36 protein-coding genes are annotated in these 24664 nt (G+C 61.8%); 35 read left to right on the forward strand and 1 reads right to left on the reverse strand.

What is annotated here, in order from left to right:
- Positions 1–2: 2 nt before the first annotated feature.
- Genes PPG34_RS00720 through PPG34_RS00745 form a run of 6 tightly spaced genes read left to right on the forward strand, consistent with a single transcriptional unit; the run spans position 3 to position 2759 of the window.
- Positions 3–884 carry a phage tail fiber protein gene (locus PPG34_RS00720; protein ID WP_313831207.1) on the forward strand — a complete coding sequence of 294 codons (882 nt, stop codon included), beginning with the start codon at positions 3–5 and terminating at the stop codon, positions 882–884.
- 5 nt (positions 885–889) lie between these two features.
- Positions 890–1204: a BppU family phage baseplate upper protein gene (locus PPG34_RS00725; protein ID WP_313831208.1), complete on the forward strand. Its 315-nt coding sequence runs from the start codon at positions 890–892 to the stop codon at positions 1202–1204.
- Positions 1201–1476, forward strand: coding sequence for a hypothetical protein (locus tag PPG34_RS00730; RefSeq protein WP_313831209.1), 276 nt, complete (start codon positions 1201–1203; stop codon positions 1474–1476). The genes PPG34_RS00725 and PPG34_RS00730 overlap by 4 nt, the downstream gene beginning before the upstream one ends.
- The gene (locus PPG34_RS00735; protein ID WP_313831210.1) at positions 1466–1945 is read left to right on the forward strand and encodes a hypothetical protein; all 480 of its coding nucleotides are present in this window, start codon (positions 1466–1468) and stop codon (positions 1943–1945) included. The genes PPG34_RS00730 and PPG34_RS00735 overlap by 11 nt, the downstream gene beginning before the upstream one ends.
- 8 nt (positions 1946–1953) lie before the next feature.
- The gene (locus PPG34_RS00740) at positions 1954–2460 is read left to right on the forward strand and encodes a phage protein GemA/Gp16 family protein (protein ID WP_313831211.1); all 507 of its coding nucleotides are present in this window, start codon (positions 1954–1956) and stop codon (positions 2458–2460) included.
- Between the two features lie 11 nt (positions 2461–2471).
- A complete protein-coding gene (locus PPG34_RS00745; RefSeq protein ID WP_313831212.1) occupies positions 2472–2759 on the forward strand; it encodes a hypothetical protein in 288 nt (95 codons plus the stop codon).
- A gap of 88 nt (positions 2760–2847) precedes the next feature.
- Here PPG34_RS00745 and PPG34_RS00750 read toward each other — a convergent pair whose 3' ends face one another.
- A complete protein-coding gene (locus PPG34_RS00750; RefSeq protein ID WP_313831213.1) occupies positions 2848–3120 on the reverse strand; it encodes a hypothetical protein in 273 nt (90 codons plus the stop codon).
- On the opposite strand from PPG34_RS00750, the gene PPG34_RS00755 reads away from it, so the two are divergent.
- The 29 genes from PPG34_RS00755 to PPG34_RS00895 all read left to right on the forward strand — a co-directional run bounded on the left by PPG34_RS00755 (position 3099) and on the right by PPG34_RS00895 (position 24659).
- Positions 3099–3467 carry a hypothetical protein gene (locus PPG34_RS00755; RefSeq protein ID WP_313831214.1) on the forward strand — a complete coding sequence of 123 codons (369 nt, stop codon included), beginning with the start codon at positions 3099–3101 and terminating at the stop codon, positions 3465–3467. The two genes, PPG34_RS00750 and PPG34_RS00755, sit on opposite strands and share 22 nt — an antisense overlap.
- Positions 3464–3634, forward strand: a complete 171-nt coding sequence (locus tag PPG34_RS00760; protein ID WP_313831215.1) for a hypothetical protein — start codon at positions 3464–3466, stop codon at positions 3632–3634. Before PPG34_RS00755 ends, PPG34_RS00760 begins: the two co-directional genes overlap by 4 nt.
- Entirely contained in the window at positions 3631–4023 is a 393-nt protein-coding gene (locus tag PPG34_RS00765) for a hypothetical protein (RefSeq protein WP_313831216.1), read from the forward strand. The genes PPG34_RS00760 and PPG34_RS00765 overlap by 4 nt, the downstream gene beginning before the upstream one ends.
- Positions 4016–4267, forward strand: a complete 252-nt coding sequence (locus PPG34_RS00770) for a hypothetical protein (RefSeq protein WP_313831217.1) — start codon at positions 4016–4018, stop codon at positions 4265–4267. Before PPG34_RS00765 ends, PPG34_RS00770 begins: the two co-directional genes overlap by 8 nt.
- Complete coding sequence (locus PPG34_RS00775; protein WP_313831218.1) at positions 4264–4833, forward strand: phage protein Gp27 family protein; 570 nt, start codon at positions 4264–4266, stop codon at positions 4831–4833. Before PPG34_RS00770 ends, PPG34_RS00775 begins: the two co-directional genes overlap by 4 nt.
- Positions 4833–6332, forward strand: coding sequence for a terminase large subunit domain-containing protein (locus PPG34_RS00780; protein ID WP_313831219.1), 1500 nt, complete (start codon positions 4833–4835; stop codon positions 6330–6332). The genes PPG34_RS00775 and PPG34_RS00780 overlap by 1 nt, the downstream gene beginning before the upstream one ends.
- A 43-nt stretch (positions 6333–6375) precedes the next feature.
- A complete protein-coding gene (locus PPG34_RS00785) occupies positions 6376–6945 on the forward strand; it encodes a hypothetical protein (RefSeq protein WP_313831220.1) in 570 nt (189 codons plus the stop codon).
- Entirely contained in the window at positions 6942–7361 is a 420-nt protein-coding gene (locus tag PPG34_RS00790) for an ASCH domain-containing protein (RefSeq protein ID WP_313831221.1), read from the forward strand. The genes PPG34_RS00785 and PPG34_RS00790 overlap by 4 nt, the downstream gene beginning before the upstream one ends.
- Positions 7358–8833 (forward strand): hypothetical protein, encoded by a 1476-nt coding sequence (locus PPG34_RS00795; protein WP_313831222.1) that lies wholly within the window; start codon positions 7358–7360, stop codon positions 8831–8833. The genes PPG34_RS00790 and PPG34_RS00795 overlap by 4 nt, the downstream gene beginning before the upstream one ends.
- Positions 8830–9612, forward strand: a complete 783-nt coding sequence (locus PPG34_RS00800) for a DNA adenine methylase (protein ID WP_313831223.1) — start codon at positions 8830–8832, stop codon at positions 9610–9612. Before PPG34_RS00795 ends, PPG34_RS00800 begins: the two co-directional genes overlap by 4 nt.
- Positions 9613–9728: 116 nt before the next feature.
- Positions 9729–10616 (forward strand): phage minor head protein, encoded by an 888-nt coding sequence (locus tag PPG34_RS00805; protein WP_313831224.1) that lies wholly within the window; start codon positions 9729–9731, stop codon positions 10614–10616.
- The gene (locus tag PPG34_RS00810; protein WP_313831225.1) at positions 10613–10756 is read left to right on the forward strand and encodes a hypothetical protein; all 144 of its coding nucleotides are present in this window, start codon (positions 10613–10615) and stop codon (positions 10754–10756) included. Before PPG34_RS00805 ends, PPG34_RS00810 begins: the two co-directional genes overlap by 4 nt.
- The gene (locus tag PPG34_RS00815) at positions 10749–11018 is read left to right on the forward strand and encodes a hypothetical protein (protein WP_313831226.1); all 270 of its coding nucleotides are present in this window, start codon (positions 10749–10751) and stop codon (positions 11016–11018) included. The genes PPG34_RS00810 and PPG34_RS00815 overlap by 8 nt, the downstream gene beginning before the upstream one ends.
- Entirely contained in the window at positions 11015–11197 is a 183-nt protein-coding gene (locus PPG34_RS00820) for a hypothetical protein (protein WP_313831227.1), read from the forward strand. The genes PPG34_RS00815 and PPG34_RS00820 overlap by 4 nt, the downstream gene beginning before the upstream one ends.
- Complete coding sequence (locus tag PPG34_RS00825; RefSeq protein ID WP_313831228.1) at positions 11181–11570, forward strand: hypothetical protein; 390 nt, start codon at positions 11181–11183, stop codon at positions 11568–11570. Before PPG34_RS00820 ends, PPG34_RS00825 begins: the two co-directional genes overlap by 17 nt.
- A gap of 148 nt (positions 11571–11718) precedes the next feature.
- The gene (locus PPG34_RS00830) at positions 11719–14196 is read left to right on the forward strand and encodes a phage major capsid protein (RefSeq protein WP_313831229.1); all 2478 of its coding nucleotides are present in this window, start codon (positions 11719–11721) and stop codon (positions 14194–14196) included.
- A gap of 114 nt (positions 14197–14310) precedes the next feature.
- Positions 14311–14904 carry a hypothetical protein gene (locus tag PPG34_RS00835; protein ID WP_313831230.1) on the forward strand — a complete coding sequence of 198 codons (594 nt, stop codon included), beginning with the start codon at positions 14311–14313 and terminating at the stop codon, positions 14902–14904.
- A 97-nt stretch (positions 14905–15001) separates the two neighbouring features.
- Positions 15002–15688: a hypothetical protein gene (locus PPG34_RS00840; RefSeq protein WP_313831231.1), complete on the forward strand. Its 687-nt coding sequence runs from the start codon at positions 15002–15004 to the stop codon at positions 15686–15688.
- Positions 15689–15807: 119 nt separating this feature from the next.
- Positions 15808–16302: a hypothetical protein gene (locus PPG34_RS00845; RefSeq protein ID WP_313831232.1), complete on the forward strand. Its 495-nt coding sequence runs from the start codon at positions 15808–15810 to the stop codon at positions 16300–16302.
- Positions 16299–16781 (forward strand): hypothetical protein, encoded by a 483-nt coding sequence (locus PPG34_RS00850; protein WP_313831233.1) that lies wholly within the window; start codon positions 16299–16301, stop codon positions 16779–16781. Before PPG34_RS00845 ends, PPG34_RS00850 begins: the two co-directional genes overlap by 4 nt.
- Before the next feature lie 26 nt (positions 16782–16807).
- Positions 16808–17167 (forward strand): hypothetical protein, encoded by a 360-nt coding sequence (locus PPG34_RS00855; protein WP_313831234.1) that lies wholly within the window; start codon positions 16808–16810, stop codon positions 17165–17167.
- On the forward strand, positions 17167–17325 hold the full coding sequence (locus PPG34_RS00860) for a hypothetical protein (RefSeq protein WP_313831235.1): 159 nt from the start codon (positions 17167–17169) through the stop codon (positions 17323–17325). The genes PPG34_RS00855 and PPG34_RS00860 overlap by 1 nt, the downstream gene beginning before the upstream one ends.
- Before the next feature lie 142 nt (positions 17326–17467).
- On the forward strand, positions 17468–17893 hold the full coding sequence (locus tag PPG34_RS00865; protein ID WP_313831236.1) for a phage tail tube protein: 426 nt from the start codon (positions 17468–17470) through the stop codon (positions 17891–17893).
- A 78-nt stretch (positions 17894–17971) separates the two neighbouring features.
- The gene (locus PPG34_RS00870) at positions 17972–18325 is read left to right on the forward strand and encodes a hypothetical protein (RefSeq protein ID WP_313831237.1); all 354 of its coding nucleotides are present in this window, start codon (positions 17972–17974) and stop codon (positions 18323–18325) included.
- A 26-nt stretch (positions 18326–18351) separates the two neighbouring features.
- Positions 18352–18753 (forward strand): hypothetical protein, encoded by a 402-nt coding sequence (locus tag PPG34_RS00875; RefSeq protein WP_313831238.1) that lies wholly within the window; start codon positions 18352–18354, stop codon positions 18751–18753.
- A gap of 1 nt (position 18754) precedes the next feature.
- Positions 18755–21373: a phage tail tape measure protein gene (locus tag PPG34_RS00880; RefSeq protein ID WP_313831239.1), complete on the forward strand. Its 2619-nt coding sequence runs from the start codon at positions 18755–18757 to the stop codon at positions 21371–21373.
- Positions 21373–22815 (forward strand): hypothetical protein, encoded by a 1443-nt coding sequence (locus PPG34_RS00885; protein WP_313831240.1) that lies wholly within the window; start codon positions 21373–21375, stop codon positions 22813–22815. Before PPG34_RS00880 ends, PPG34_RS00885 begins: the two co-directional genes overlap by 1 nt.
- On the forward strand, positions 22815–23375 hold the full coding sequence (locus PPG34_RS00890) for a hypothetical protein (protein WP_313831241.1): 561 nt from the start codon (positions 22815–22817) through the stop codon (positions 23373–23375). Before PPG34_RS00885 ends, PPG34_RS00890 begins: the two co-directional genes overlap by 1 nt.
- Before the next feature lie 48 nt (positions 23376–23423).
- Positions 23424–24659, forward strand: coding sequence for a hypothetical protein (locus PPG34_RS00895; RefSeq protein WP_313831242.1), 1236 nt, complete (start codon positions 23424–23426; stop codon positions 24657–24659).
- Positions 24660–24664: the final 5 nt, after the last annotated feature.

Raw genomic sequence — 24664 nt, forward strand, 5'->3', positions numbered from 1 at the left:
TCATGTTCAAAGAAAAATTGCTGGCCATGCCCATTGAAAAACAAAACGCCCTGCCGTATCCCGAACTGTGTGCGCTGCGCTCCGGGGCGTTCACCGAACACGTGGAGGCCATGGCCGTGCCGCAAGCCCTCAAGGAATGGGCGGCCCTCATGCAGGCGAGGATCGACGGCGGCGTGAAAGTGCACCACGTCGTGTACAAATCCTGGCTCGTGGCGTTGATGGTGGTGCGATATGGCGAGGCCATCGACCACTGGCCCTCCGCATTCAGCGAGGACGATGTCCGGCGCGCGAAACAATGGATGGAGGGCAAGACGCCGTATGGGGTGTCGTATCCGGGGCAAGAGGGCGTGAGCGGCATCAAGATGCTCGGCCTCCTCCTGGCCGTGGTCGGCGGCCTGTTGGCGCTGTGGCAAGATCCGGCCTGGGCCGTGCTGGCGCTGCCGGTCCTGGGCTCGGCCATGACCAACTATTTGGAAAACAAACTGGCGGACCATGTGTTCCGCACCTCGAGTTTCACCAAACCCACGGTGCTGGGCCATGCGCTGTTCACGGCCGCGCCCGGAGAAACCGGCGGAGGCACCGAGGTGTCGGGCGGCTCATACGCGCGTGTGGATCTGCCGCCGCTCAACACCAATTGGAACGCCACGCAAGGCGGCACCTCCGGCGACTCCTCCGGCACGGGCGGGTTGACCGACAATGCGGTGGACATCACCTTTCCCGCGCCCAGTGCCAATTGGGGCACCATCACGCACTTTGCGATTTTCGACGCCACCACCGCCGGCAACATGCTGATTTATGGGGCGTTGGGCACGAGCAAAACCGTCAACGATGGCGATCCCGCGCCGAAATTCCCGGCCGGCGATTTGGATATCACGTTCGCGTAAAAATTATGAGCGCCGAACTCATTTCACTCGATACCGGCAGCGTGCTGGTGGTCACGTGCAAGAACAATCAGGACGGCCAGGTGCTGTCCTTGACGGGCGCCACCGTGCGCTTGCGCTACAAAATCGACGGCGGCGCGGCGCAGACCGTGGTCATGACCATCACCGACGCGGCCAATGGCCTGGTGCAATATCAATTCGGCGACAATGAACTGGCGGTCGGCCTGGTGCTGGTGGGTGAAACGGAAATCACCGACGGCACCGGCAAGGTCGTGACGCAACTGGAGCCGTTCGTGTTGCCCCTGCGGAGTCGATTGTCATGAGCGCACGCGCCCCACGACCGTTGCGCGGCATTCACGGCAACGGCCAGGACCTGCAACGCCTGCGCGAACGATTGGGCCTGCCGCAGCATCAACCTGGCGAGATCGCATGCCTGCGGTGCGATCGTGAATTCTTCAGCCGCGACATGCGCAAAGAGCGCCTGTGCAAACCATGCAAATGGCAGATTGAAACCAGCCCAACGGAGGAATATGAATATAGCGCCGGCCCGGTGCGGCACCAGCTTGACTCACACGAGGACAGCCATGCCGCGTGAGGGCGTGACACGCACCGTCCGGCAGGGCACGCTGTTCATCGGCGATCGTCCCGTGGGGCAGGTGGTGATTTCCTTGGACCCTGCGTCGGGGCCAGACCGGATGGGCCGTGTGCGCATTCCTGTCCCTCGGATATCGTGGGGCACCGTGATCGGCCGCGTGGTCCGCGAGCACCGTCCGCCGCATCGGCCCATTGCGCGCTTGTATTCCGGCAACGCCGATCTATCAAACCTGTTGGCCTTGAGCCAGATGGCCATGGGCGTGCCCGAGGATCACGTGCGGGGCGATGTGGCCGACGGCTGGTTCAAAGTTCGTGAGACGTATGCGCGCTGGGTGCGCGAATGCGGGATCGCGATCGAGTATGACATGGTGAAGCCCTTCGCGCCCGAGGCCGACGACGAGGATCTCGCGCCGTCTCACGTCATGACACGTCATGCCATGGCCTTCTGCGGCCGCGTGGAGGATGTATGACGTCCCCTGTGACCACCAAACAGCTCAAAGCCATTCATGCCTGCAAGCGCGAGCGCGGCTTGAGCGACGACGACTATCGGGATTTTCTGCGCACGCGGTGCCGCGTCGACAGCGCCAAAGATCTCACGCGGCAACAGGCATCCGCGTTGCTGCGATATTGGAATGGCGGCCATCAGCCGGAATCCTCTCGTCCCCGGCGACGCCCGGGCCGCGACGAACGCCTGCCCCATGCGCTCGTCACCGAAGAAATGAGCGCCAAAATTCAAGAGCTGTTGCTGGGGCTTGGATATGACCACAATACTGGTACACTACAGGCCAGGCCGCTGCTCAAAAAAATCTGCGGGCAGCCCTGGCCGCAAACGCGCGCGCAGGCCAACCAATGTATCGAAGGCTTGAAGGCCATGCACGCCCGCGGCTGGCGCTGCACGATGACCATGGAGACACATGACCAGTTGTCCACCCCGAATGACCTTGAGTACAATCGCGGGCCTGTTCAACCATCAACCCGCCCATGAGGGGATGATTGTTGACCCGTGCGCCGCAGGGGTCGGCGCCAGGGCCGGCACGACGAAAGGACGTCGTCAGTCAAAGGAGCCAGCATGACGTGCGGCGAGCGGGACGCATCGGCCATGGACGAGGGGAGCGAGCACCAGAACTCGGCCATCACCGAGGAGGAGGTCTTGTTGATGTTGCGGCAGGTGAAAGCCCACGGCCATGGCAAATTGTTGGTGCACGTGCAGGATCATCTCTATATCCAGGTGGACCCCACGATGCACATTCGGAAACCAGTGAAGAAAAAGTCGCGGCTGGATAGAGTGAAATTCTAGCGCGGCCTGACGCGCCGCGCGCATCGCACAATTGAAGCGGGTGACCAGTCAACTGGAGCCCCATTGAATGATCGTTCAACGGTCAATCAATGGGGCTTTTTTTATGGTGTTTGAACGGATGGGTTGATGACGAACGGAGCAGACATGCAGGCCACGCCACAGACCGACACCTGGTGCGCACGGCATGGCGAGGACCTTTTTCTCGCGGTGGGATTGGCTGTGCTCCTGGCGCTCGCGTTGGCGCAGGCCTGTCACCCGCAGCCCGCCCCCGCGTTCCCCCATGCCATCGCCGGAGTGCGCGGATGAACGAACGAAAGGAGCCCGAGATGACCCCCATCGATCGACCATCGTTTGTGTTTGAAATCATCATCGCGGCCTGTGTGTTGGTGGCGGTGCTCGCCTTTGCCTGTTTGTCTCATGCGCAAACCATGGTCGGCTGGGAGCCGCAGGCCAACGGGATGATGGCCATCTATTGGGACCGCAACCACGACGGGTCGCAAGATTTTCTCACCTGGCACGTCATTCGCTGGCATGGGCATTCCGCGCTGCCGTTGACCGTGCTGGTCGATCAGGCCCGCCGCGATGACGTGTATCTGTTTTGGCTGGAGGAGGAGCGCGATCACTATTGTTATGAAGTGGACAAGCGCCCGCTGTTTCCTGTGGGCAACCGGGCGCAGAACAGGAGGGTGCCATGAAGGGCTGGAAAACCTGGGTCGCCACCATTGGCTTTGGGCTGTGTGAAGCCTTGAAAGCGTTTTTCCCCGAGCAGACGGCCGGCTTGAGCGCGCTGCAACATTCCGTGTTCATGCCGCTCGGCGTCGTCGGGCTCGGACACAAACTGGAGAAAGTCACGCGCGCATGACGCCATCGGACCTGGATGCCTGGATCAAATTGGGCGGGCTGGTGGCCAACATCGGCATCGGCGGCATGGTGTTTCTCATCTGGTATTTCGGCCAGCGCCGCCTCGTGACCACCGAATCGTTGATCGAACAATATCGCGGCCTCGCGCTCCAGCATTTGGAAATCTTCAAGAGCATGGAGGCTCGGCACAACGCGCAATATCAGGACATGGTCAAAAACAATCTCGAGGCGTTCCGCGCCATTGATGCGAAAAACGCCGACCTGTTTCGCGAGCAATGGAACATGCTGCGGCAGATGAACAAGGACTCCCAAGAAACCATGCTGTTGAACGTGCAGATCCAGGCTCGCCTGGTGGAAAAACTCGAACGAATGGAGCGAGGCAATGTCTAGTCCCGAGCGTCTGATGAATGTGGGCCGCCTCAAGGAGGCGGAACAAAAGGCCAAAACCCTGGCCATCAAAATTCATGGGCTGCGCGAAACCCTGCGCACCCACACCGATCGCCACCGGCCGGTCGAGTCCATCGACACGGAGGTGCTGGCCGTCACGTTGAAAGATCTGGTCGAGGCCAAAACGGAGTTTGAAGTCGTGACCGACCAAATCCGGGCCTTGAAAGAGGATTTGGGCGAGGCATGACGGCAAGCCCCCGCAAATCGCGCTCGTCCATCGAGGCGCTCGGCGTCAAGGAGCTGGTGGAAAATCTGCTGGAGGCCAATGCCACATATGCGGAGATTCAACAGACCGTGTTCGAGCAGACCGCGCAGAAGATTTCCCTCGCGGCGATCTCGCGCTTTCGCGCCAAATGGAGCGGCGCGCAGGAGCGGCTCGCGCGTGCCGGGGCCGAGGCGCAGGCGTTGGTGGCCGTGCTCACGGAACATCCCAGCGCCGACCTGGTGGATGCGGGCATGGGCCTCTTGCTCGGCAAACTGGTCAAGAAATTTTCGGACGCGGAAGAAAGTTTCGACAAGGCCGATCTGGTGGAGCTGGGCTTTTTGTTGAATCGCACCGCGCGCACCGACCATCTCGGCAAAGCGTTGAAGCTGCAAGAGGAGCGTCTCGCGCTGCTCAAGAAAAAAGTGGAGGACGTGGCGGACAAAGTCATGGACACGGTGAAAGGCAAAGGCATCGATCCCGAGACGTTGAAGAAAATCCGCGAAGAAATTTATGGGCTCGTGCCCGAGGCCGAGGAGGCTGCCGCCTGATGGCTGTCGTTGAACTCACGGAATATCAAAAGCGATCGCAGCGCCGGCGCGTGCGCTTCAAACTGAAACGCTGGTCGCGGCAGACCGGCAAGACGTTCGACGACACGTTGGAGATCGCCGACGACTGTCACGCGCGCCGGACCGAGTGGGTGATTCTCTCGCGCGGGGAGCGGCAATCCAAAAAGAACATCGAACAAACCGCCGTGCATTGCCGCGCGTATGGCGCCGCCGCCGAGGTGATCGACGGCGAGTGGGAGAGCGACGACAAAAAATACAAGGCCCTCGAAATCAATTTGCCCAACGGCTCGCGCATCACCGGGCTGCCCGCCAATCCCGACACCGCGCGCGGCCATTCCGCCAACGTGTATCTCGACGAGTTCGCCTTTCACAAAGACTCCCGAAAAATTTGGGCCGCGTTGTTTCCCGTCATCACGCGCGGATATCGCCTGCGCATCAGCTCCACGCCGCAGGGCAAACAGAACAAGTTTTATGAACTCGACACGGCCTGGTCGAAAAAAGACGACCCGCACTATTCCACCGACAAACTCGATATCTATGACGCCGTCGCCGGCGGCCTGAAACTCATGAATGAAGAGGGCCAGCCCGCCACGCCTGAAGAATTGAAAGAGGCGCTCGGCGATGACGACGCCTGGGACCAGGAATATCTGGTGCTGTATCTCGACGAGGCCACCGCGTTTTTGTCGCACGACCTCATCGCCAGTTGCGAGGACGACAGCCTCAACCCGGAGCCGCTCTGGCTGCCGGGCCTGCTGTACACCGCCAACGAGATGCACGAGTTGTTTTTGAAGACCAAAATCAATCCGCCCTCGTATGAAGTGCTCGACCCCGCCCTCATCAATGCCGAGCGGCTCTTTCTCGGGATGGACATCGGGCGCAAGCGCGACCTCTCCGTGATCTGGTTGACCGCGGAGCAAGACGGCCTGCATCGCACCGTGGCCGTGATCCGGCTGCGCCGCGTGCCGTTCTTCATTCAACGGGTCGTCCTGTTTTCGTTGCTCGCGCATCCGTCGGTCGTGCGCGGCTGCATCGATCAAACCGGCCTCGGGCTGCAACTGGCCGAGGAGGCCATGGCGCGATTCGGGGCGACGAAAGTGGAGGGCATCGATTTCACCGCGGCCCACAAAGAGCTGCTCGCCGTGACGTTGAAAAACCGGATGGACGATCGCCGCGTGCTCCTCCCCGCCGAGGTGGCCATCCGAAATTCCTTGCACTCGGTCCGGCGATACAACACCGGCACCGGCCATTTCCGATTCGACGCCGAACGCACCGAGCAAACCGGCCATGCCGATGATTTTTGGGCGCTGGCCCTGGCCACCCATGCCGACTCGAATGCCGGGCCGCCGGCGGCGGCAGCCATCTCGGACCAGACGCCGGACAATTGGAAAGAGCGGCGCACCGGACTGCTGGCGTCCCCGGGTGCACGCGAGCGCATGGGATTCGGCAACCGCCTGGCCGACGCGAGGCAGGTGCGACGATGAGAAATTTCCACGCAAGGTCCAAAAGTGGAAAAGTTTCCAAAACGTGGTTTGTGGCTCGAAAAAAAGAAAGGACGACCATATGAACGGGAATGATGGCGAACGGCAGCCAGAAGGGCAGCGGAAACTCTGTACAGAGTTAAAGTGTGAATGGTGTGGCGAGGCTCTGACTCCAAAGAATCGAAACGGAGTCCCGGCGCGATTTCATAAAGAATGCTCGGTGAAGTTTCACAACAATCAAAAAATCAAAGCCGTCGCAATGATGAACAAGCGATCTGCTCGGGCTCAACAGCGAAAATCTCGCCGCGGCCAGCCGGTCTGGAACAACCAGACCACGCAGCGGCTGTGCCTGGATCTCATCCCGGCGGAGGACCGCCCGGCGCTCCTCGCCCAGGCCGCCAAAAATTTAAACCTCACGGAGTCCCCGGTGTTGACCGTGGCGCGCCAGGTCGGTCGCATCTGCGACATGACCATCAAGCAGGGCCAGCCCTCGCCGTTTTTTTCGCCGGAGGAAATTCGCGTGAAGGCCGCACTCGCCACCGACCCCGAGGAGCAATTGAAACTCGAAGCCATGCTCGGCGTCCTCGAGGCCAGCCTGCAGGAGGTGGCCGCGTGAAGGCATTGACCGTCCATCAGCCCTGGGCACAATTGCTCGCGCTGGGCGTGAAACAATTCGAGACGCGCTCGTGGTACACGCATTTTCGTGGCCCGCTGGCCATTCATGCCAGCAAGCAACAGGCCTCTTTTGTGTCGGCGATCGTGTTGCAGCGATTGGGCAAGGTTCTTTTTCCATATGGATTTCGAGCCTTGCAGGACCTGCCGTTCGGCTGTGTGGTGGGCGTGGGGATGTTGGAGGATGTGCAGCCGGCAGAATTGATTTCTGCCCAGGCCATCGCGGGCGAAAAAGATTTCGGCGATTTCCGGCCCGGCCGATTCGCCTGGAAGTTTTCGCAGGTGCGCGTGTTGGAGAAACCCATCCCAGCCTGCGGGCATCAAGGCATCTGGAATCTGCCAGAGGAGTTGATTTTATGAACTGGTCCACCGTCAAAACGCGGATCGTCGACATGCTGTTCCATGACGTGGTGCAGGCCAAAGTCCAACAGGCCGTCGGCCCGTTGTCGTTGACGCTGGATCCGAGCAACGCCGGATTCCGCCGCCTCACGGACAAAACCTCGCCGCGCGATCTGCCCATTCCCACGCAGGAGCGCATGCAGGAGATCGCCTATTTTCTCTGGCTCACGAATCCCATGGCCAAATGGCTGTTGAACATGCAGGTGGCCTATATCGTGGGCGAGGGTGTCGAAATGCAGGCCGAGGACGAGGCGGTCAAAGCCATCATCGAGACCTGGTGGACCGACGGCGTCAATCAATGGCCGTTGAAGCTGCCCAAAAAGGTGCGTGAACTGGCCATGTTCGGCGAGCAATGTTGGCCGGCATTCGTGGCGCCGGGCACGGGCCGCGTGCGACTCGGATATTTGGATCTCTCGCAGATTGAAGAGGTGGTGCTGGACCCGGACAACGCCGAGCAGCCCGTGGGCGTCATCACCAAAGAGCAGCACGGCCATGTGCGCGTGCCGCAGCGCCGATACAGCGTGATCCTGCCGGTGGGCGAGGAGGAGTTGACGCCCATCACGCAGCAGCTCCGCCAGCAATTCACCGACGGCCCCTGTTTTTATTTTGCCATCAACAATGTGTCCAACGGCTCGCGCGGCATTTCCGATTTGTTCGACCGCGCCGACTGGCTCGACGGATACGATCAAATGCTGTTCCAACGGCTCGAGCGGTCCGACCTGGCCAATCGCATCGTGTACGATCTGACGTTGAACGGGTACACGCAAGATCAAGTCACCGAGTTCATGAAGCACTTTCAGTTGCCCAAACCCGGCGGCGTGCACGGCCACAATGAAAAAGTCACGCTCGAGGCCAAATCGCCCACCATGAATTCGGACGACGCCTGGACCGATGCGCGCATGTTCAAACATCAAAGCCTGGCGCCATTCCCCGAGCATTGGTTTGGCGGCGGCGGCGACGTCAATCGCGCGACCGCCAGCGAAATGGACGAGCCCACGTTCAAGCTGCTCGGCGAGCGGCAAAAACTGTGGAAAGCCATTCTCGAGCAGGTCGCGGGATATTCCATTCGACAGGCCAAAATGGCCGGCCATCTCGCACAGACCGCCGAGGAGACCGTCACCGCCGTCTTTCCTGAAATGGTCACGGCGGACCTGGCCGGCCTCGGGCAGACCGTGCAGTCGGTCTCGCAAGCCGTGGCCACGCTGCTCGCGCAAGAGATCATCACCAAACCCGAGGCGCGGCGCATGGTCTCCGTCATCGTCAAATCGTTCGGCGTCGAGTTGGAAGATTTGAGCGAGGAGGATCTGGAAAAAATGTTCAACGAAAACGAATTGACCGAGTCGCAACGCGACGTCGTCCGCACCGCGCGCACGCGAGGCGCGGAGCCCAGCGACGAGCCCCGAGCCCCGAGCGACAAGGAGCAAGCCTCATGAACGGCACCATCATTCTTTCCAAATGGCTGGGCGGCAAGTCGCGCATCTGCAAACAGCTCATCGAGCTGTTGCCCGAGCATCATTGTTATGTCGAGCCGTTTGGGGGCATGGCCTCGGTGTTGTTGAACAAACCGGCGTCGGCCGTCGAGGTGTACAACGATCTGAATGGCCAGATCGCGACTCTGTTCATGGTGCTCAAATTTCATCCCGACGAACTGGCGCGCGAGCTGCAGGGGCTGGTCATCAGCCGCCAGCTCTTCGAGCACTTCAAGTCCCACGCGGGCCTGACAGACATCCAACGGGCGGCGCGGCTGTTGTATGCGCTGGAATATGGGTTCGGCGGACAGGGCCAGCACTTTGGCACCTCCACGCACAAGAGCGCCATCTCGGTGCAGGCCGTGATCGGACGCGCGGATCTCGTGGCGACGCGCTTCACCCGCGTGGTGGTGGAAAATCTGGATTGGGAGGACTGCCTGGCGCGATACGATTCTCCGCAGACGGTATTCTTTTGCGATCCGCCATATTGGGGGACGGCCGGATATGCCGTGCCCTTTTCCGAACGCGATCAAATCGTGTTGGCCGATCGGTTGCGGGCCATTCAAGGAAAATTTGTGATGACCAACAGCGATGCGCGATTCGTCCGCGGCCTCTATCGCGGGCTGCCCATGCGCACCCTCAAAAGCAAGTTGACGGCCGGATCCTCCAACAGCTCCACGCTCTCCCATTTGGTGGTGACGAATTTTGACCACCGGGCAGGCAGCGTGCGGGGGGGGGGGTGATCGCCGCATGACCAGCAAGCGCCAACGAGCGACCAGCCCCGAGCCCCGAGCCACGAGCGACGAGATGCGAAATACGAAATACGAGCGACGAAATCCGAGCGACGAGGCACGAATTCATGAGTGAACGCGAGGACGTGCGGATCTTTCAAGAGCAGATTCGGCAGCAGCGCAAGCAGGTCGTTGAAGACGGCCAGCTCCGGGTGCGCCGGCTGTTGCAGCGCACGCACCGCGAGATCATCGGCACGCTCGCCGTCACGGACTGGCAGAAAGCCTTTCTGCCCCGCATGCAGCTCGCGATCGAGGACGCGCTGGCGCGCATCGAGGGGCAGGTCTCCAGCGACCTGACCGAGTTGCAACAGGCCAACTGGCTGCTGGGCGACACCATGACCACCGGCACGGTGCAGGCCATGCGCATCGGCGTGGCCCTGCCCGACCTGCCCACGTCCTTGTTGCAGGCGCTGCAGCAACGCGCGGGCGAGACCGTCAAGGGTCTCCTGCGCATCGGCAAAGTGAAAATCGATCGAGCCGTCACCGGCGCGCTGCTCGGCGGCCAGACGCGCGAGGAGGCCATCAAGGCCATCGGCCAGGCGTTGGAATTTTCCGAGCGCGGCGTCAAGCCTCAGGGCATTTTCCCCTCGGTGGACCGGCGCGCGCGCTTCATTTTTCAGCATGAGGCCGGGCAGGCGTTTTCCACCGCGCAGGCGCTGCGGCGCGATGCCGTGGTGTCATACGCGCCGGATCTCCAAAAGGTGTGGGTGCACGACGGCCATCCGCTCGTGCCGCGCGGCGACCACGTGGCCATGCACGGCACGCGCATCAAGAATGACGAGGCCTTTGTCAATCCGTTCACCGGCCACGCGCTGCGCTTTCCGCGCGACGGCCAGGCGCCCATTGAAGAGACGGCGAATTGCACCTGCGACGTCATGCTGTATCGCCCGGCATATGGCGACGTCGAATCGTTCATCGGCCTGCCCACCGGCACGCCCATCGAGGAGGCGGCGTGAAGAATACCAACGTCGCTCGTATTTCGTCGCTCGTATCTCGTCAAACAAACGAGTCCCGAGCGACGAGCGACGAGTCCCGAGCGACGAGCCCCTGGTCCCGAGCCACATTTTTCATCATAGAAGGAGGACAGCATGACTGAACAGATTCCCGAGGTCGGACGCATCGTGCGATATGTGTTGCCGGAGGGCCGGAACAAGGGCCAGCACCGGCCGGCCATCATTGTGAAGGTGTGGGATGCGCCCACAAGCATGGTCAACCTGGACGTGTTCATGGATGGCCTGAATGATGAACAGCAGCACCCTGTGCAATGGCGGCATTCCGTCCATTTTGACATGCAACGCACCCCCGGCTCCTGGCATTGGCCGGGCATCGAGGCGCCCGAGCCCGAACTCGCGGCGTGAAGAATACCAACGTCGCTCGTGGCTGGTCGCTCGTCAAAAAAAAGAGCCACGAGTCCCGAGCGACGAGTCCCGAGTCCCGAGCGACGAGCGACGAGCGACGAGCGACGAGTCCTGAGTTTCAAGCGACGAGCAACATTTTTCATTCAACCAATGGAGGACACCATGGCCAATCACACTGATGAACACAAAGCTGCCGCACAACAAGCCGAGGCCGACAAAAAAGCTGCCGAGGACAAAGCCGCCGAGGACAAAGCCGCCGCACAAAAAGCTGCGGTCACGCCGCCGGTCGGCCCGACGCCGGATGCCAAACCACCCATCCCGCTGTCGCGGGCGGTCAAGGGGTTTGAATATCAAGATCACAAGGAGGTCCCGGCGCGCGACGACCAGGGCCAGGTCATCAAGCGAGGCGACCAGACGGTGATGAAACGCATGCCCATGATGCGGCCGCTCGAGGAGGGCGACCTCATGAGCTGGAACGTGGTCGGCGACGTGTTGATCCTGTGCACGCGCGATGGCCGCAAACACCGCGTGAGCCTCAACGGCAGCCGGTGAAGAAATGCACGTCGTTCGTCGCTCGCACCTCGTCGCTCGTCAAATACACACGAGTCCCGAGTCCCGAGTCCCGGGCGACGAGCGACGAGTCCCGGGCGACGAGCCCCGAGCGACGAGCCCCGAGCCACTATTTTGAAAGGAGCCATCGATGGCCACAAGACTGAAGACCAAAACCCAGCAGGCCGAGATCCCGGACACCTTGAGCCTCGATCGGCTCCGTGAGTCGTTGCGCGAGGCGATCAAGGCCACGTTGCTCGTGCCGGACGGCGAGTTTCCCAATTTTTTCATCGAGTCGATCTTTGCCAATCGCGTGATCATTCGCGACGACAACGGCCAGCTCTGGCAATACGCATACACCGTGGCCGCCGACAGCGCCATCACGCTCGGCGACCGCACCGCCGTCGAGGTCGATTTCAAACCCGTGCAGCAGGCCTGGACCGGCCAGGGCGATGTGCGCATCACGCAGGCGCTCAATGCCGAGGGCACCGAATGGGAGGTGCACGTCCTGCGGGCGGGGCTCGGGGCGAATCGCCAGTTTTTCCCGGAGGCGACGCTGCGCCAATGCGCCGGCGTGTTCGAAGGCGCGCGCGTGTTTTGTCTGGACGACGGCCAGCATTCCAAAACCGGCGACAAGTCCGCCAAACAAATCGTCGGCTGGATTCACCAGTCGGCGTTCACGGAGGGCGTGGGCATCACCGGCCGGCTGCAGATTCTGCAGACCGCCGACTGGCTCCGCCAAAACCTGCTCGATTCGCATGCCAAAGGCAAGCCCGATTTGTACGGCCTCTCGGTGGATGCGCCCGGACACGCCACCACCCGGCAGATTCAACAAAGCGGCCAGCCCATGGCCGTGCAATATTTCACCAAAATCACCGCGCCCGCGACCGTGGATGTTGTCTGGAATCCCGGCACGCCTGGCGGGTTTCAACGCGCCTTGAACGCCCAGGGCGCGCAACCAGAGGAGGAGCTGCTCATGCTCGACAAGTTGCTGAAAATTTTACAAGCCAAACGGCCGGAGGTGTATGCCACCCTCGACCAGAACAACATCACCGAGGACCGGGTCCTGCAGCTCATCGAGCATGGCATGGACCCCGCACAGGCCCAACAGGCGACCGATGCCCCCGCGCCGACAGGCCCTGGTCATGCGCCGGGCAAGACGGCCCCGGAGTCTTCCGCGAGCCCATTGTCTGACGAGGACCGCGCCCTGATTCGGCAGGCCACCATCACCGGCTGGAACGGCCAGGTGCGCGAGGCGCTCGCCGAATCGAAATTGCCCGAGGTCATGCAGGCGCAGGTGCGCAAACGGTTCATGGATCATCCGGGCGATCTCGCCCAGGTGCAACAGGCCATCACCGAGCACAAGGAGACGCTCGATGCTTTGAGTCCCGCCGGCAAAGTCACAGGCATGGGCCACGTGCACCAGGTCACGGTGGAAAGCGAGATCGAACAAATCCAACAGGCCATGGACAAAATGATGGGCATCCGGGATGTGCCCGGCGATGTCCCCGCGTTCCGTGGGTTGAAACATGCATATCGCGTGATCACCGGCGACCAGGAGATGCAGGGCGACCGCTCCGCGTATGACGCCACCAAACTGTCGCGCATGTTGCAGGCCGCGACGTTGTACACCCGCGAGGGCGTCGATCAGGAAAAACCCGGATATGTCCGCGCGCAGCAGGCGCAGCTCGCCAGCTCCTGGCCGTTGATCCTGGGCAACACGCTCTATCGCCGGTTGATTCAGGAATATGCCGCGGTGGAATACGGCGAGAATTTCTTGATCTCCAATCGCCGGCGCGCCACGGATTTCCGCACCATTGAAGCCAACAACCTCGGCTATTTTGCCGACCTGCCCACCGTCGACACCGAACAGGCCGACTATACGGAGGCCGCCGAACTCGGTGAAGAGGGCGTGGGCTATACCGTGGGCACCCGCGGAGTGCTCGTCACGGTGACGCGCAAGACCATGTTGAACGACGACCTCGGTGCGGTCACGCAAATTCCCACACGGCTCGGCCGTGCGGCCCGGCGCACGCTGGCCCGGTTTCTCTGGAATTTCTGGATCGCCAACAGCACGTATGACGGCGACGCCACCGCCTGGTTCCATGCCAATCACAGCAATCTCGGCTCCACGGCCTTGACGGCCAATGCCGCCGGGGTGGCGGCCGTGGTGGCCGCGTTGGATCGGCTGGCGGCACAAACCGAGCCCGGCTCGGCTGAACGGCTGGCCGGTGCCTGGTGGTTGATGCAACCCGTGCTGGTGGTGCCCGGCGCCCTGGCCGGCATTGCCAAACAGTTGAATCAATCGGGCGGCATTCCGGGCGCGGCCAACAACGGCGACAATTCGGTCGCCGGGCTGTTCGGCGATGCCATGAAGCCCGAGCGCATCTTTGTCAATCCGTTGCTCACGGATGCCACCGACTGGGGCTTGCTCCGCAACCCCAGCGAGATCGGCATCCTCGAGGTGGCGTTCTTGAACGGCCAGGAGCAGCCCGAATTGTTCCTCGCCGACAGTCCGACCGTCGGGCAAATGTTCCTGGCGGACAAGCTGCAATACAAGATCCGCCACGAATATGGCGCCGAGATTGTCGATTTCCGCGGTGCCGACAAATCGGTGGTCGCAGGATAAAAAAACGTCGCTCGTATTTCGTCGCTCGTCGCTCGCAAGAGTGCCGGGCGACGGGGGACGAGCCACGAGCAACCAGCAACGAGCCACTATTTTCACACGGACAAGGAGGTCCCCATGAATATCAGATCACGATCAACAACCACGCGAGTGCTCATGGTCATGACGGCGATGGCCGTGCTGGCGGTGATGCCGATGGCGCCGACGGTCGTGCCCGACCGCGCCGACGTCGCATCGCACGACATGGATCTCGCGCCATCACCATCGGTCGCCTCCATGGCGCCGGCCTTCGACGGCGCACTGCTCCGGGCGCTCGGATTCGAGAATGCCGCATATGCGGCCACGGACAATCCCAGTACGGGCAGCGCCGGATACATTCTGCAAACGTTTCAATACCAGGGGCAGCTCTCCTCGAGCGTGGCCAACAAGTCCACCTGGAAAGCGCCCTGGCCCATGCGGCTGATCGACATCAAATGCTCGATCCGCGATCTCGACCTGACGACCACGGATGAAACGTACACGTTCACGTTGCAAGAGGGCGCGGGCACCGTGGCCACCTGCGCGCCGACGGCGGATGCCACGGAGGTCTCGGGGACCATCACCGCGGCCGACGTGGCCGACGAGGCCGTGTTGACCATCGATTATGCGGGCGGCGGCACCACGCCACTGGCCGACGACGTGACCATCATTCTCGTGTGGAAACGACAATAAAAACCCAGTTGCTCGTGGCTCGTCGCTGGTCGCTCGTCAAAAAACCGAGCCCCAGCCCACGAGCCACGAGCGACGAGATGCGAGCGACGGAAATTCTATGAGCACGATTCAAACCTTTGAACTCTTGATGAACGATCGGCTGCGCGACGCCAAGGGCCTCATCGAGCAGGACGACAAGCACAAGGCCATTCAACAGGCGTTGAAAGCCTACAACAAAGAGCGCCCGCGCGAGCTGGTGCAGGACTATTCGGGCGACGGCGCCACGTTCGATCTGACGCTGCCCGCGAGCTGGGCGGCGGAGTTTTCGCTGGTGCGGTCGATTGAATATCCCGTGGGCCAGCGCGAGCCGGTGCTGTTGGAGCGGACGGATTGGGCGGTGTATCGCACGCCGAGCGGGCAGGTCTTGCGCCTGCAGGTCACGCCGCAGACCGGCGAGACCGCGCGCGTGACGTATACGGCCCCGCATGCCGTGGATTTTTCCTCGTCCACCGTGTTCGCGCAGGACGAGGAGGCGGTGGCGGATCTGGCGGCCTCGATCGGACTGCGAGATCTCGCGACGATTTTTGCGAGCAAGCAGGATGCGACGATCGCCGCCGACAGCGTCGACCATCAATCCAAGGCGCGCGAATTTTTGAAGCTGGCCGACGTGCTAGAGACACGCTATCGCGAGCATGTAGGCATCGGCATGACCACGCCGGTGCAGGCGGCCAGCACGTTTGTGGACGTCGACCAGCAAGGTCCCGGCCAGGGCGACAAACTCACGCACCCGAATCGCTATCGATGAGGGGGCGTTGCTCGTCGCTCGTATCTCGTCGCTCGTAAAAAAAAAGAGCCAGCGACGAGTCCCGAGCGACGAGCAACGAGTCCCGAGCAACGAGCAACGAGCAACGAGCAACGAATTTTATGCCACAAGCCATCACCATCACGGTCTCCACATTGAGGATCAAGCCCGAGGCGTTGACGCGCGGAATCAAGGCGGCACTGGCCGAGAGCGGCCCGGCGGTGGAGAGCCGAGTCCGGCAACACACGCCGGAGGGAGTGGGCGGCTCGCAGAGCGGCATCCGGGGCAGCCTGTTTTCGGAGTTGCGCGAGACGGGTCCCATCTTTGCCGAGGTGATCGGGTCGAGTCTCCCCTATGCCGCGCCCGTGGAGTTTGGCACCAAAGCGCCGCGGCGCATGCCGCCGGTGTCGGCGCTGCTGCCGTGGGTGGAACGGTTTGTGGCCACCGACGACCCCGAGGGCGTGGCCTTTCTCATTGCGCGATCCATCGGGCGGCGCGGCACGAAAGGCGCGTTCATGTTTCAGCAGGGGCTCGAGGACAGCGTGCCATTGATTGAAAAAATTTTCGACGTGCACGTGGGCGAGGCGACCGTGCGCCTGATTGAGGAGGGTCGATGAGTCTGCCGCAGATTCGCAGCGCGATTCAATCGATCTTGCAAGCCGTGGACCCGGACAGCCAGATCCATGATTTCGAACGCTGGGAGGATGACGCCGACAACATCGCGGCGCTGTTTCAACGCAACAGCGGCGACCCGTTTCGCGGCTGGGTGTTCAAGCCGGTCTCGCGCGAGGAGTTCATGCTGTCTCACACCTCCACGCGCATTGCGTATGTGTTCGAGCTGCGCTTTCTGCGTTCGGTGGAGGATGCCCAGGGCTCGGAGAAACTCGTGTGGGATGTGCATTTGGAGCCCGCGATCGCGGCGTTCAAACAAAGCGTGGATCTGGATGGCGCGGCCTGGTCCACCGGCCCGGTGGGCGGCGGCAGCGAATATGCGCTCCAGGTTGACAGCGTGCTCTATACGAAAGCCGGCGGGGTGCTCTGCCATTTCGCCAAATGTCATTTGACTGTTCACGTGCAAGCCAGCCTCCCGGCCTGACGCCGGGAGCATGAAGGAGGAGTCCCATGCCCAGAACCGCCATTCCCGTGCAGGAGATTGAAGGCAATGCGAATGAAGAGATCGTCTATACCGCCGGTGATGCCGCCAACGACATGCTGTTTCAAAACAACGGACGCACGCTGCTCATCTGCAAAAACGGCAGCGTCGGCGCGATTCAACTCACGATCGTCTCGGTGCCGGATCCGGTCCTGGGCCGAACCGAGGACATCGTCCAGTCCATTCCGGCGGGGGATGATTTCATTGTGGGCTTTTTGAAGCCCTCCGGCTGGAATCAAAAGAGTGGCGCTGATGCCGGCAAAGTGTATGTGAATCTGGATGACGACACCTCGGTGTCGGTGGCGGCCCTGTCGATCAAAGGGGCGTGATGCGCGAGTCCACCTACAATTTTTGGATCAATTTCTTGCGCCTGGTGCGCGGCCTGACGCAGGTCGGCGAGCGGCTGGTGAAAGATCGCAAGACCGAGGATGACACACCGGCGCCGCCTGCCGAATCGCGCGGCGCGGAAACCATCAAACGATCATGACCACCATTTTCTTTTTTCCATGTGTCGAGCAGGTGATCAATTCCGTGGGCATGCCCGGGGCCGTTGACGTGCAACGTGCGGCCACTCCGATGCCCGTCCTGGGTTGGCAAGACGCTCCTCGATGGTTCGAGGGAGACGTTCTATGGCAACGCAAGCGATTGCGGGATTCAAGGGCCAGGTGCTGCTGTCCACCGACGGCGGCACGGCCTACAACAAAGTGGCGGAGTTGCGTGAAGTCACGCTCACGGTGGAGGCCGACACCATCGACGCCAGCAGCCATGCGGCCAATGGCTGGAAAGAAAACATCAACGGCCTCAAGCAATGGAGTGCCAGCGCCGAGGCGCTGTTCGTCAATGACGACACGTATCTGCAGTCGCTGTTCGATGCCCTGCTCAACGAGACCACGCTCAAGTTCCGATTCGTGGCCGAAGAAAGCGCGGGCCAAAAAAAATGGGAGGGCGATGGCATTGTCACCTCGTTTGAATTTTCCATGCCGCAGGACGATGCCGTGGGCGCGTCCTTTGAAATTTTGGGCAGCGGCGCCCTCACGCAAGGCACGCAATCCTGATCGGTGTGACCCTGAGACCCTCGTCTCTCGCGGGGTGCACACTGTTGACCATCGCGAGGGACGAGACCAGGAGACCACATGACCGAATCACGAGGAGTGAAGTTTGAACTGGAGCTGGATCGCCCGCGCACGTTCACGTTGACGATGGGCAACATCTACAGGACCGAGAAATTGTCCGGGCAATCCTTTTTTCGCGGCCAGATCGGGCTGACGGATCTGGTGCCGCTGTTGTTTGCCTGCCAAAACCCCGGCGGCCCACGGCTCAAGATGGAGGCCATCCCGGACCTGATTGCCCATGCCGGCATGGCCAAAGTGTTTGGGGTGGTGGCGGATGCCATCAGCGACTTTTTGGGCGAGGAGGCCGAGGTCGGCGCGGGGGAGTCTGCTGGGGCGACGGCGACGGCTCCGACCCCGGACGGCCAGGATCATTAAAACCACGCGGCTTTGATTGGCCGGAGTTGCGCAAGATCGCATACGGCCCGCTGGCGTTGAAGCCGTGGGAGTTCGAGGCGCTCACGTATGCCGAGTTTCACCAGATGATCAAAGGCTATTTATGGCGCGTTGAAGACGAGGATCTTCGGCTCGACGAGCGCGACAGTTGGCGCATCGCCCATCTGACGGCGCCCCATGTGAAACGGAAACCGAATGTCAAGAAATTGTTCGAGGAGCGACGCAAACGCCATGACCAGAAACCCGACCATTCGCCGCGCGATGCCGAGGCCAAACTGGAGGCGGCCTTGAGCAGCGCCGGATCCAAACGGATGAGCCCGGCCGACCGCGCCCGCGAGCTGGACAAAATCAAAGCCGCGCTCGCGCGCCGCCGGCAAACACCATCACCCAGCACGGCACCGAAAGACTGACATGGCCACGACGAAAGAAATTTTCATCCGCATCGGCTCGGAGTTTTCGGAGGTCTTTGGCGACCTCGACAAACTCCAGAACAAGCTGAAGCGAAACGGCGAGCAGTTGACCTCGATCGGCAAGAAAATGTCGGTGGGCATCACGCTGCCGTTGGCCGCCATGGGCGCGGGGGCGCTCGCCATGTCCACCGATTTCAATGCGGCCATGGCGAACGTGGCGACGTTGATCCCCGGCAACATCGAGCGCGTGCAGGAGTTGAAATCCACGGTGCAGGACATGGCCGTGGGCGTGGGCAAAAGCACGGACGATCTGGCGGGCGGCTTGTTTCAGGTGATCTCGGCGTTTGGGGATTCGGCGGAGACCGCCCAGGTGTTGCAGATCAATGCCGAGGCCGCGGCCGCGGGGCTCGCCACGACCACGGACGCGATCAATCTCACCAGTGCGGTCACGAAAGCCTATGGCGACACGAGTGCCGAGGCGGTGCAACGGGTGGCCGATCTCGCCTTTCAAACCAACAAACTCGGACAGACCACGTTCCCGGAGATGGCCGCCACCATGGGGCGCGTGGTGCCGCTGGCCAAAGCCTTGAACGTGACCCAGGAGGAGCTGTTCGGCTCCATGGCCACGCTCACGGGCGTCACAGGCAACACGGCGGAGGTGACGACACAGCTCCGCGCCACGTATCAGGCGATTCTCAAACCCACCAAAGATATGTCGGGGGCGATCCTGCGAATTTCGGAGGGCATGATTGAAAGCGGCGAATTGACCGGGCCGCTGGTGGATCAACTCAATGAATTGAAGCGGGAGTTTGTCGCGGTCAATACGGAGCTGGATGCGGCATTCGCGGCGGGGGACAAGGGGGCCGCCAAGGAGCTGGAAAAGCAGCTCGGGGATATCTCCAAACAAATGAATGAAGTGTCCGGCGGGATGGGGGCCGGGATTGTGCAGGCCAAAGGTTTTCAGGAGACGTTGAAGCTCATCGCGGCGGAGGCGGATGGCAACAGCAACAAGTTGGGGCAGTTGTTTGGGTCGGTGGAGGCCATCGGGGCGGTGCTCGCGTTGACCGGATCGCAGGCCGACAATCTGGCCACCAAAACCGCCGCCATGTCCGAGGTCTCGGGCGCGGCCGGCGAGGCATTCAAAGAACAATCCGAGGGCATCAACAAAACCGGGTTTGCCATGGCGCAGGCGCAGCAAAAACTCGCGGTGCTCACGCAGGGCCTGGGGGATGAATTGGCGCCGGTGATGTTGTCGGTCGTCAATGCGGTCGCACCGTTGATCCAGGGCCTGCGCAATGTCCTGACGTGGTTTGCCAGTTTGGATGAGGGCGTGAAACAGACGGTCATCATTTTCACCGGCGCGTTTGCGGCCTCCGGCCCCATCCTGGTGGCGGTGGGCACGTTGATGACGTTGCTCGCCGGCATCACCGCGCCGATTTTGGTGGGCGGCGCGATCATCGTGGGCATTGCCGCGGGCGTGGCGGCGATCGTCGCCAATTGGGACCGGATCAAACAGATTCCGGCCGTCGTGCAAAAGATGGTGGAGGACGTGAAAACGTGGATGGTCGACAAACTCCAATCCCTCATCGTGCAGCCGGTGAAAGAGAAAATCGAGGCGGTGACGGGCTTTTTCAAAACCATGTTTGACAAGGTCGTGGGCGGGTCGTTTGTGCCGGACATGGTGCGCGGCATTGGGCAATGGATGGGGCCGGGGTTGCAGCAGAACATGGTGCAGCCGGCCATGCAGGCCACCGGGCAGACGTCGTTGCTGTTTCAGCAGATGACGGTGACGACGGCCGAGGCGTTGCGAGGCTTGCAGGAATCGGCGGTGTTCACGTTCGGGGCGATCCGCACGAATTTTGTGAACACGCTCGTCGGCATGATCGCGGGCACGACGACGTTCGTGGAATTTTTAAACCAGCTCTGGCAGACGATTCTGGCGGGGGCGCTCAATGTGATTTTGTCCATCGGTCTGCAATGGGCGTTGGGGCAGTTGCTCCAGCAGCAACAGGCGGCAGAGACCCTCGGCGTGTTCACCGCCGTGGAGGCGGCGAAGACGGCGATCTTTGGGGCGGAAGAGACGGCACGGCTTGGCATCATGCTGGCCACGAATCAGGCCATGCTGGCGGCGGTGTTTGCCACCATTGGCGGCATGACGGCGGTGGGCAATGCGGCCCTGGGCATTTTGGCAGCGGCGCTGGCCGCGGTGGTGAGTTTTCTGTTGGCGGTGGCCTCGGCGGTGGCGGGCATTCCGATTGTGGGACAAGTGCTGGCTGGCATTCTCATTGTGGGCGCCGGGGTGGCGGCCTTTCAGGGCGCGGCGGCCATTGCCGTGGGCGCGGCTGGCGTGCAGGCGGCGGCGGGCACGGCCATTGTGTCGGCCTCCACGGCGTTGTCCGGCATTCCGGTGTTTGACTCGGGCGGGATCACGACCGGGCCGACGTTGGCGATGCTCTCCAAGAATCGCCGGAAAGAGGCGGTGATTCCGCTCGACCGGCTGGAATCCTTTGCGGGCGGTGGGGAGACCACCATCATCGTGGAAATGGATGGCCGGACGATCATGAAACAGATCATGAAACATTTGCCGGGCGTGGTGCGGGTGCAGGGGGTGCCGCTCTGATGGCGCTGTCCCTGTTGATCGATGCGGTGGAACGATTCGGCCTGGTGCGGCCGGGCACGTTGACCTATACGGACGAGCTGCACACGCGCAGCAATCTGCAATGCCAGCTTGCGGTGACGAAAAGCGGCGGGGTGTATTGGCGGCCGGCGGTGGGCGAGCCGGTGACGCTGCTCGATGGGGCCACGAAAATTTTCGGCGGGTCGATCGAGCGCATCCGCCTCGACCAGCCGCCGGGGGTGGACACGCGATTGTTCATCACCGTGGAATGCGTGAGCTGGGATCAGATTGCCGATCGTCGGCTGGTGTCCAAAGACTATACGCAGGAGACGGTGCGCGACATTGTGCTGGATCTCATGACCGAGCACCTGGTGGACGAGGGCGTTTCCGAGGCGTCGATCGATGTGGGGCCGGTCATCGAGCGGCTGCCGTTCAATTTTAAATCCGTGACGGAGGCGTTCAACGAGATTGCGGAGCTGGTGGGGTTTGAATGGTGGATCGATGCGGACAAGGGCTTGCATTTTGTGGCCTGCGGCACGGAGCCGGCGCCGTCGAGTTTCACGAGCCGGGCGCAGTATCAAACCTTTCAGGTGACGAGCGAGCGCGCGGACTATCGCAACCGGCAATTCGTGCGCGCGGGACAGGACAAAACGGAGGATCGCACCGAGGAGTTTGTGGGCGACAGCAAACGCCGCACGTTCAATCTGTCGTTTCCGGTGGCGGAAAAACCATCCAGTCTGAAAATCAATGCCGGGGCGGAGCAGACGCTCGGGGTGCGCGGGATCGAGGGCGAGAGCACGGCGCAATGGTTCTATCAAATTGGCGCGACGGAGTTGAATCATTCGCAAAGCGAGACGGTGTTGACGGCCAGCGACACGGTGACGGTCATCTATAAAGGGTTTTTTCCGCTGCTGATTTTGAGCGAGGACCAGATTGAGATCACGGCGCGGGCGGCGGTCGAGGGTGGCACGGGCGTGTATGAGGCCATCGAGGACAAACAGGAGATTGATTCGGCCATTTTCGCGCTCGACCTGGGCGCGGGGCTGTTGCGCCGCAAGGGCTTGATTCCGCAGACGGTCTTGCTGTCGACCCTGACGGCGGGGTTTCGTGCGGGGCAGCTCGTGACCATCACGAATGCGGATTTCGGGGTGAACGGCGATTTTTTGATTGCGCGCGTGGAGTTTGGGTTGTTGGCCTCGGAGCCGCCGATCTTTGGGTATCGGTTGGAATGTTTGAGCGGCGAGGCGGTGGGCGGCTGGGCGGAGTTTTGGATGCGCATTGCCAATGCCGGCCGCAAGTTCGTGGTGCGCGAGAACGAGGTGCTGGGGCCGTTGATTTTCAATCAGGAGCCGTTGGATGCGACGGAGGATTTCACGGTGCAGTCGCAGGCGGCGGCCTGTGGGGAGGTGGACGTGGATGAAATCGGGATGGCGGAGGTGTGTTGATGCGAAATTGTCCGCAATGTGCGCGGCGTCTGGAGGTGCCGGTGACGCGCGAGCGGCTGGTGCCCATCGGGCGGGTGTCTATGGAAATTGTGGAGGCGGCGCCGTTGCTGGCGCTGGCACGCGCGCAGGGGGTTTCTGAATGCGAGGCGTTCGATCAATTGCTGGGCGCCGGGCGGCTGCCGCTGGTCGACTCTTTGTTTTCGTACAACAAGGTGGTGGCCAAAGGGCGTCGCTATATCGGCGATTGTTTGCGCGGGGTGCCGCCGCCCACGCATGTGGCGGTGGGCACGGACAACACGGCGCCGGTGGATGGCGACACGGCCCTGGTGGCCGAGGTGTTTCGGGACGTGATCACGCAGCGCCTGGCGGTGACGGATGGCGCGCGGCTCCGGTTTTTTCTGCCCAGCACGGCGGCCAACGGCAACACGCTGCGCGAGGCCGCGGTGTTTGGTCCGCAGCCGGGCTCGACGATCCTGTCGCGCGTGACGTATTCGGACATTGTGAAGAATTCCACGATTGCCGTGAACTATACCTGGGAAATTGTGTTTTCCGAACCGTGAGGCCTGCGGCGCCGCACGGCGGCGCCGCCTGACATACAAGGAGAGTCCATGGGAACGATTGTCTGGCCGAGTGCGAATGATGTGGGCGTGGTCGCCGGCGCTGGCGTGAAACTGTGGGAGCGACGGCTCTGCGAGCAGGTGCGGACGTTGCTCGATCGCGATTTCATTGTCTCCGGGTTCACGCTGCCCAGCTCGGATGCGGATTTGACGATCGACGTGGCGGCGGGGCTGGCGCACATCGATGGGCACATTGTCGATATTGATACGGCCACGGCGGTGGTGTGTACGGCCAGTCAAACCAATCATATTTTTCTGAAGCTCACGAAAGACATGGCGGGCAATGTGTTGACGGCGGAGTTTGAGGTCAACACCACGGGCACGGCGCCGGCGGACAGTGTGAAGATCGGCACGGCCACCACCAGCGGCTCGGCGGTGACGTCCACGGTCGACTTGCGGGTGTTGAGCCCGTTCGGCCTGTCGTCCACGCCGCGCGCCACGGGTGCCGGCAGCACGCAGGCCCATGAGGGCACGGTGGTGATTTCGTCGAACACCAATCTGAGCGGAGTGCATTTTTACAACAATTTGACGGTGAATGCCGGCGTGACCATCACGGTGCCGGCGGGTGGGCTGCGCCTGGTGTTGATCGCCTCAGAATCCATCACTCTCAATGGGAAAATTAATGCAAAAGGCGCGGGTGGCGCGGGTGGTGCCCCTTCGACGACCAATGGCAACCCAGGGCAACCCGGGACAGATCAGGCTGGTGGTGGCGGTGGTGGCGGGCATCTGCAAGGACAAGCCGGGAATGGTGGAGCATCTATTTGTCATAACTTTACCAAACGGGCCGGAGGGGCCGGAGGGGGTGTTTCCACAGATGGGACGGCCGCGACTTCATTGACGGGAAGTCAGGCTCTAGTCGGGTTCGACCCATTCTTTCTCTTTGGCGGCGCGGGTGGTGGTGGTGGTGGTGCTTCTTCAGGGTCCGCTTGCGCTGGTGGCGGGAATGGCGGAGGAAGTGTTGTTTTAATTGCTCCCTCAATCATCTTTGGCGCTAGTTCCGAAATAGATAGTAGCGGAAACAATGGTCCCAATGGCGGCACTGCATCTACAAACTCTGGTGGTGGTGGAGGGGGCGGTGCGGGAAATATCTATATCATTGCCAAAGCCATTGCGGACAGTGGGATGACCTTTACTATGAATGGTGGGGCTGGCGGGGCTGAAGGGTCACCGTCTCCCGGGAATGGCGCAGCCGGCGCAAACGGATTTCGCCAAATTAACATTTCTTGAGGCCT

The organism is Candidatus Nitronereus thalassa (assembly GCF_032191465.1).
GTDB classification, from domain to species: domain Bacteria; phylum Nitrospirota; class Nitrospiria; order Nitrospirales; family UBA8639; genus Nitronereus; species Nitronereus thalassa.

Excerpts from the sequence above, each read along its gene's own strand:
- PPG34_RS00780 (WP_313831219.1), top strand. The coding sequence starts at position 4,833 with ATGGCTGTCGTTGAACTCACGGAATATCAAAAGCGATCGCAGCGCCGG.
- PPG34_RS00765 (WP_313831216.1), top strand. The coding sequence starts at position 3,631 with ATGACGCCATCGGACCTGGATGCCTGGATCAAATTGGGCGGGCTGGTG.
- PPG34_RS00800 (WP_313831223.1), top strand. The coding sequence starts at position 8,830 with ATGAACGGCACCATCATTCTTTCCAAATGGCTGGGCGGCAAGTCGCGC.
- PPG34_RS00735 (WP_313831210.1), top strand. The coding sequence starts at position 1,466 with ATGCCGCGTGAGGGCGTGACACGCACCGTCCGGCAGGGCACGCTGTTC.
- PPG34_RS00760 (WP_313831215.1), top strand. The coding sequence starts at position 3,464 with ATGAAGGGCTGGAAAACCTGGGTCGCCACCATTGGCTTTGGGCTGTGT.
- PPG34_RS00730 (WP_313831209.1), top strand. The coding sequence starts at position 1,201 with ATGAGCGCACGCGCCCCACGACCGTTGCGCGGCATTCACGGCAACGGC.
- PPG34_RS00885 (WP_313831240.1), top strand. The coding sequence starts at position 21,373 with ATGGCGCTGTCCCTGTTGATCGATGCGGTGGAACGATTCGGCCTGGTG.
- PPG34_RS00720 (WP_313831207.1), top strand. The coding sequence starts at position 3 with ATGTTCAAAGAAAAATTGCTGGCCATGCCCATTGAAAAACAAAACGCC.
- PPG34_RS00825 (WP_313831228.1), top strand. The coding sequence starts at position 11,181 with ATGGCCAATCACACTGATGAACACAAAGCTGCCGCACAACAAGCCGAG.
- PPG34_RS00830 (WP_313831229.1), top strand. The coding sequence starts at position 11,719 with ATGGCCACAAGACTGAAGACCAAAACCCAGCAGGCCGAGATCCCGGAC.
- PPG34_RS00805 (WP_313831224.1), top strand. The coding sequence starts at position 9,729 with ATGAGTGAACGCGAGGACGTGCGGATCTTTCAAGAGCAGATTCGGCAG.
- PPG34_RS00725 (WP_313831208.1), top strand. The coding sequence starts at position 890 with ATGAGCGCCGAACTCATTTCACTCGATACCGGCAGCGTGCTGGTGGTC.
- PPG34_RS00870 (WP_313831237.1), top strand. The coding sequence starts at position 17,972 with ATGACCGAATCACGAGGAGTGAAGTTTGAACTGGAGCTGGATCGCCCG.
- PPG34_RS00775 (WP_313831218.1), top strand. The coding sequence starts at position 4,264 with ATGACGGCAAGCCCCCGCAAATCGCGCTCGTCCATCGAGGCGCTCGGC.
- PPG34_RS00770 (WP_313831217.1), top strand. The coding sequence starts at position 4,016 with ATGTCTAGTCCCGAGCGTCTGATGAATGTGGGCCGCCTCAAGGAGGCG.
- PPG34_RS00750 (WP_313831213.1), bottom strand. The coding sequence starts at position 3,120 with ATGGTCGATCGATGGGGGTCATCTCGGGCTCCTTTCGTTCGTTCATCC.
- PPG34_RS00880 (WP_313831239.1), top strand. The coding sequence starts at position 18,755 with ATGGCCACGACGAAAGAAATTTTCATCCGCATCGGCTCGGAGTTTTCG.
- PPG34_RS00865 (WP_313831236.1), top strand. The coding sequence starts at position 17,468 with ATGGCAACGCAAGCGATTGCGGGATTCAAGGGCCAGGTGCTGCTGTCC.
- PPG34_RS00815 (WP_313831226.1), top strand. The coding sequence starts at position 10,749 with ATGACTGAACAGATTCCCGAGGTCGGACGCATCGTGCGATATGTGTTG.
- PPG34_RS00850 (WP_313831233.1), top strand. The coding sequence starts at position 16,299 with ATGAGTCTGCCGCAGATTCGCAGCGCGATTCAATCGATCTTGCAAGCC.
- PPG34_RS00860 (WP_313831235.1), top strand. The coding sequence starts at position 17,167 with ATGCGCGAGTCCACCTACAATTTTTGGATCAATTTCTTGCGCCTGGTG.
- PPG34_RS00855 (WP_313831234.1), top strand. The coding sequence starts at position 16,808 with ATGCCCAGAACCGCCATTCCCGTGCAGGAGATTGAAGGCAATGCGAAT.
- PPG34_RS00755 (WP_313831214.1), top strand. The coding sequence starts at position 3,099 with ATGACCCCCATCGATCGACCATCGTTTGTGTTTGAAATCATCATCGCG.
- PPG34_RS00890 (WP_313831241.1), top strand. The coding sequence starts at position 22,815 with ATGCGAAATTGTCCGCAATGTGCGCGGCGTCTGGAGGTGCCGGTGACG.
- PPG34_RS00845 (WP_313831232.1), top strand. The coding sequence starts at position 15,808 with ATGCCACAAGCCATCACCATCACGGTCTCCACATTGAGGATCAAGCCC.
- PPG34_RS00835 (WP_313831230.1), top strand. The coding sequence starts at position 14,311 with ATGAATATCAGATCACGATCAACAACCACGCGAGTGCTCATGGTCATG.
- PPG34_RS00795 (WP_313831222.1), top strand. The coding sequence starts at position 7,358 with ATGAACTGGTCCACCGTCAAAACGCGGATCGTCGACATGCTGTTCCAT.
- PPG34_RS00840 (WP_313831231.1), top strand. The coding sequence starts at position 15,002 with ATGAGCACGATTCAAACCTTTGAACTCTTGATGAACGATCGGCTGCGC.
- PPG34_RS00895 (WP_313831242.1), top strand. The coding sequence starts at position 23,424 with ATGGGAACGATTGTCTGGCCGAGTGCGAATGATGTGGGCGTGGTCGCC.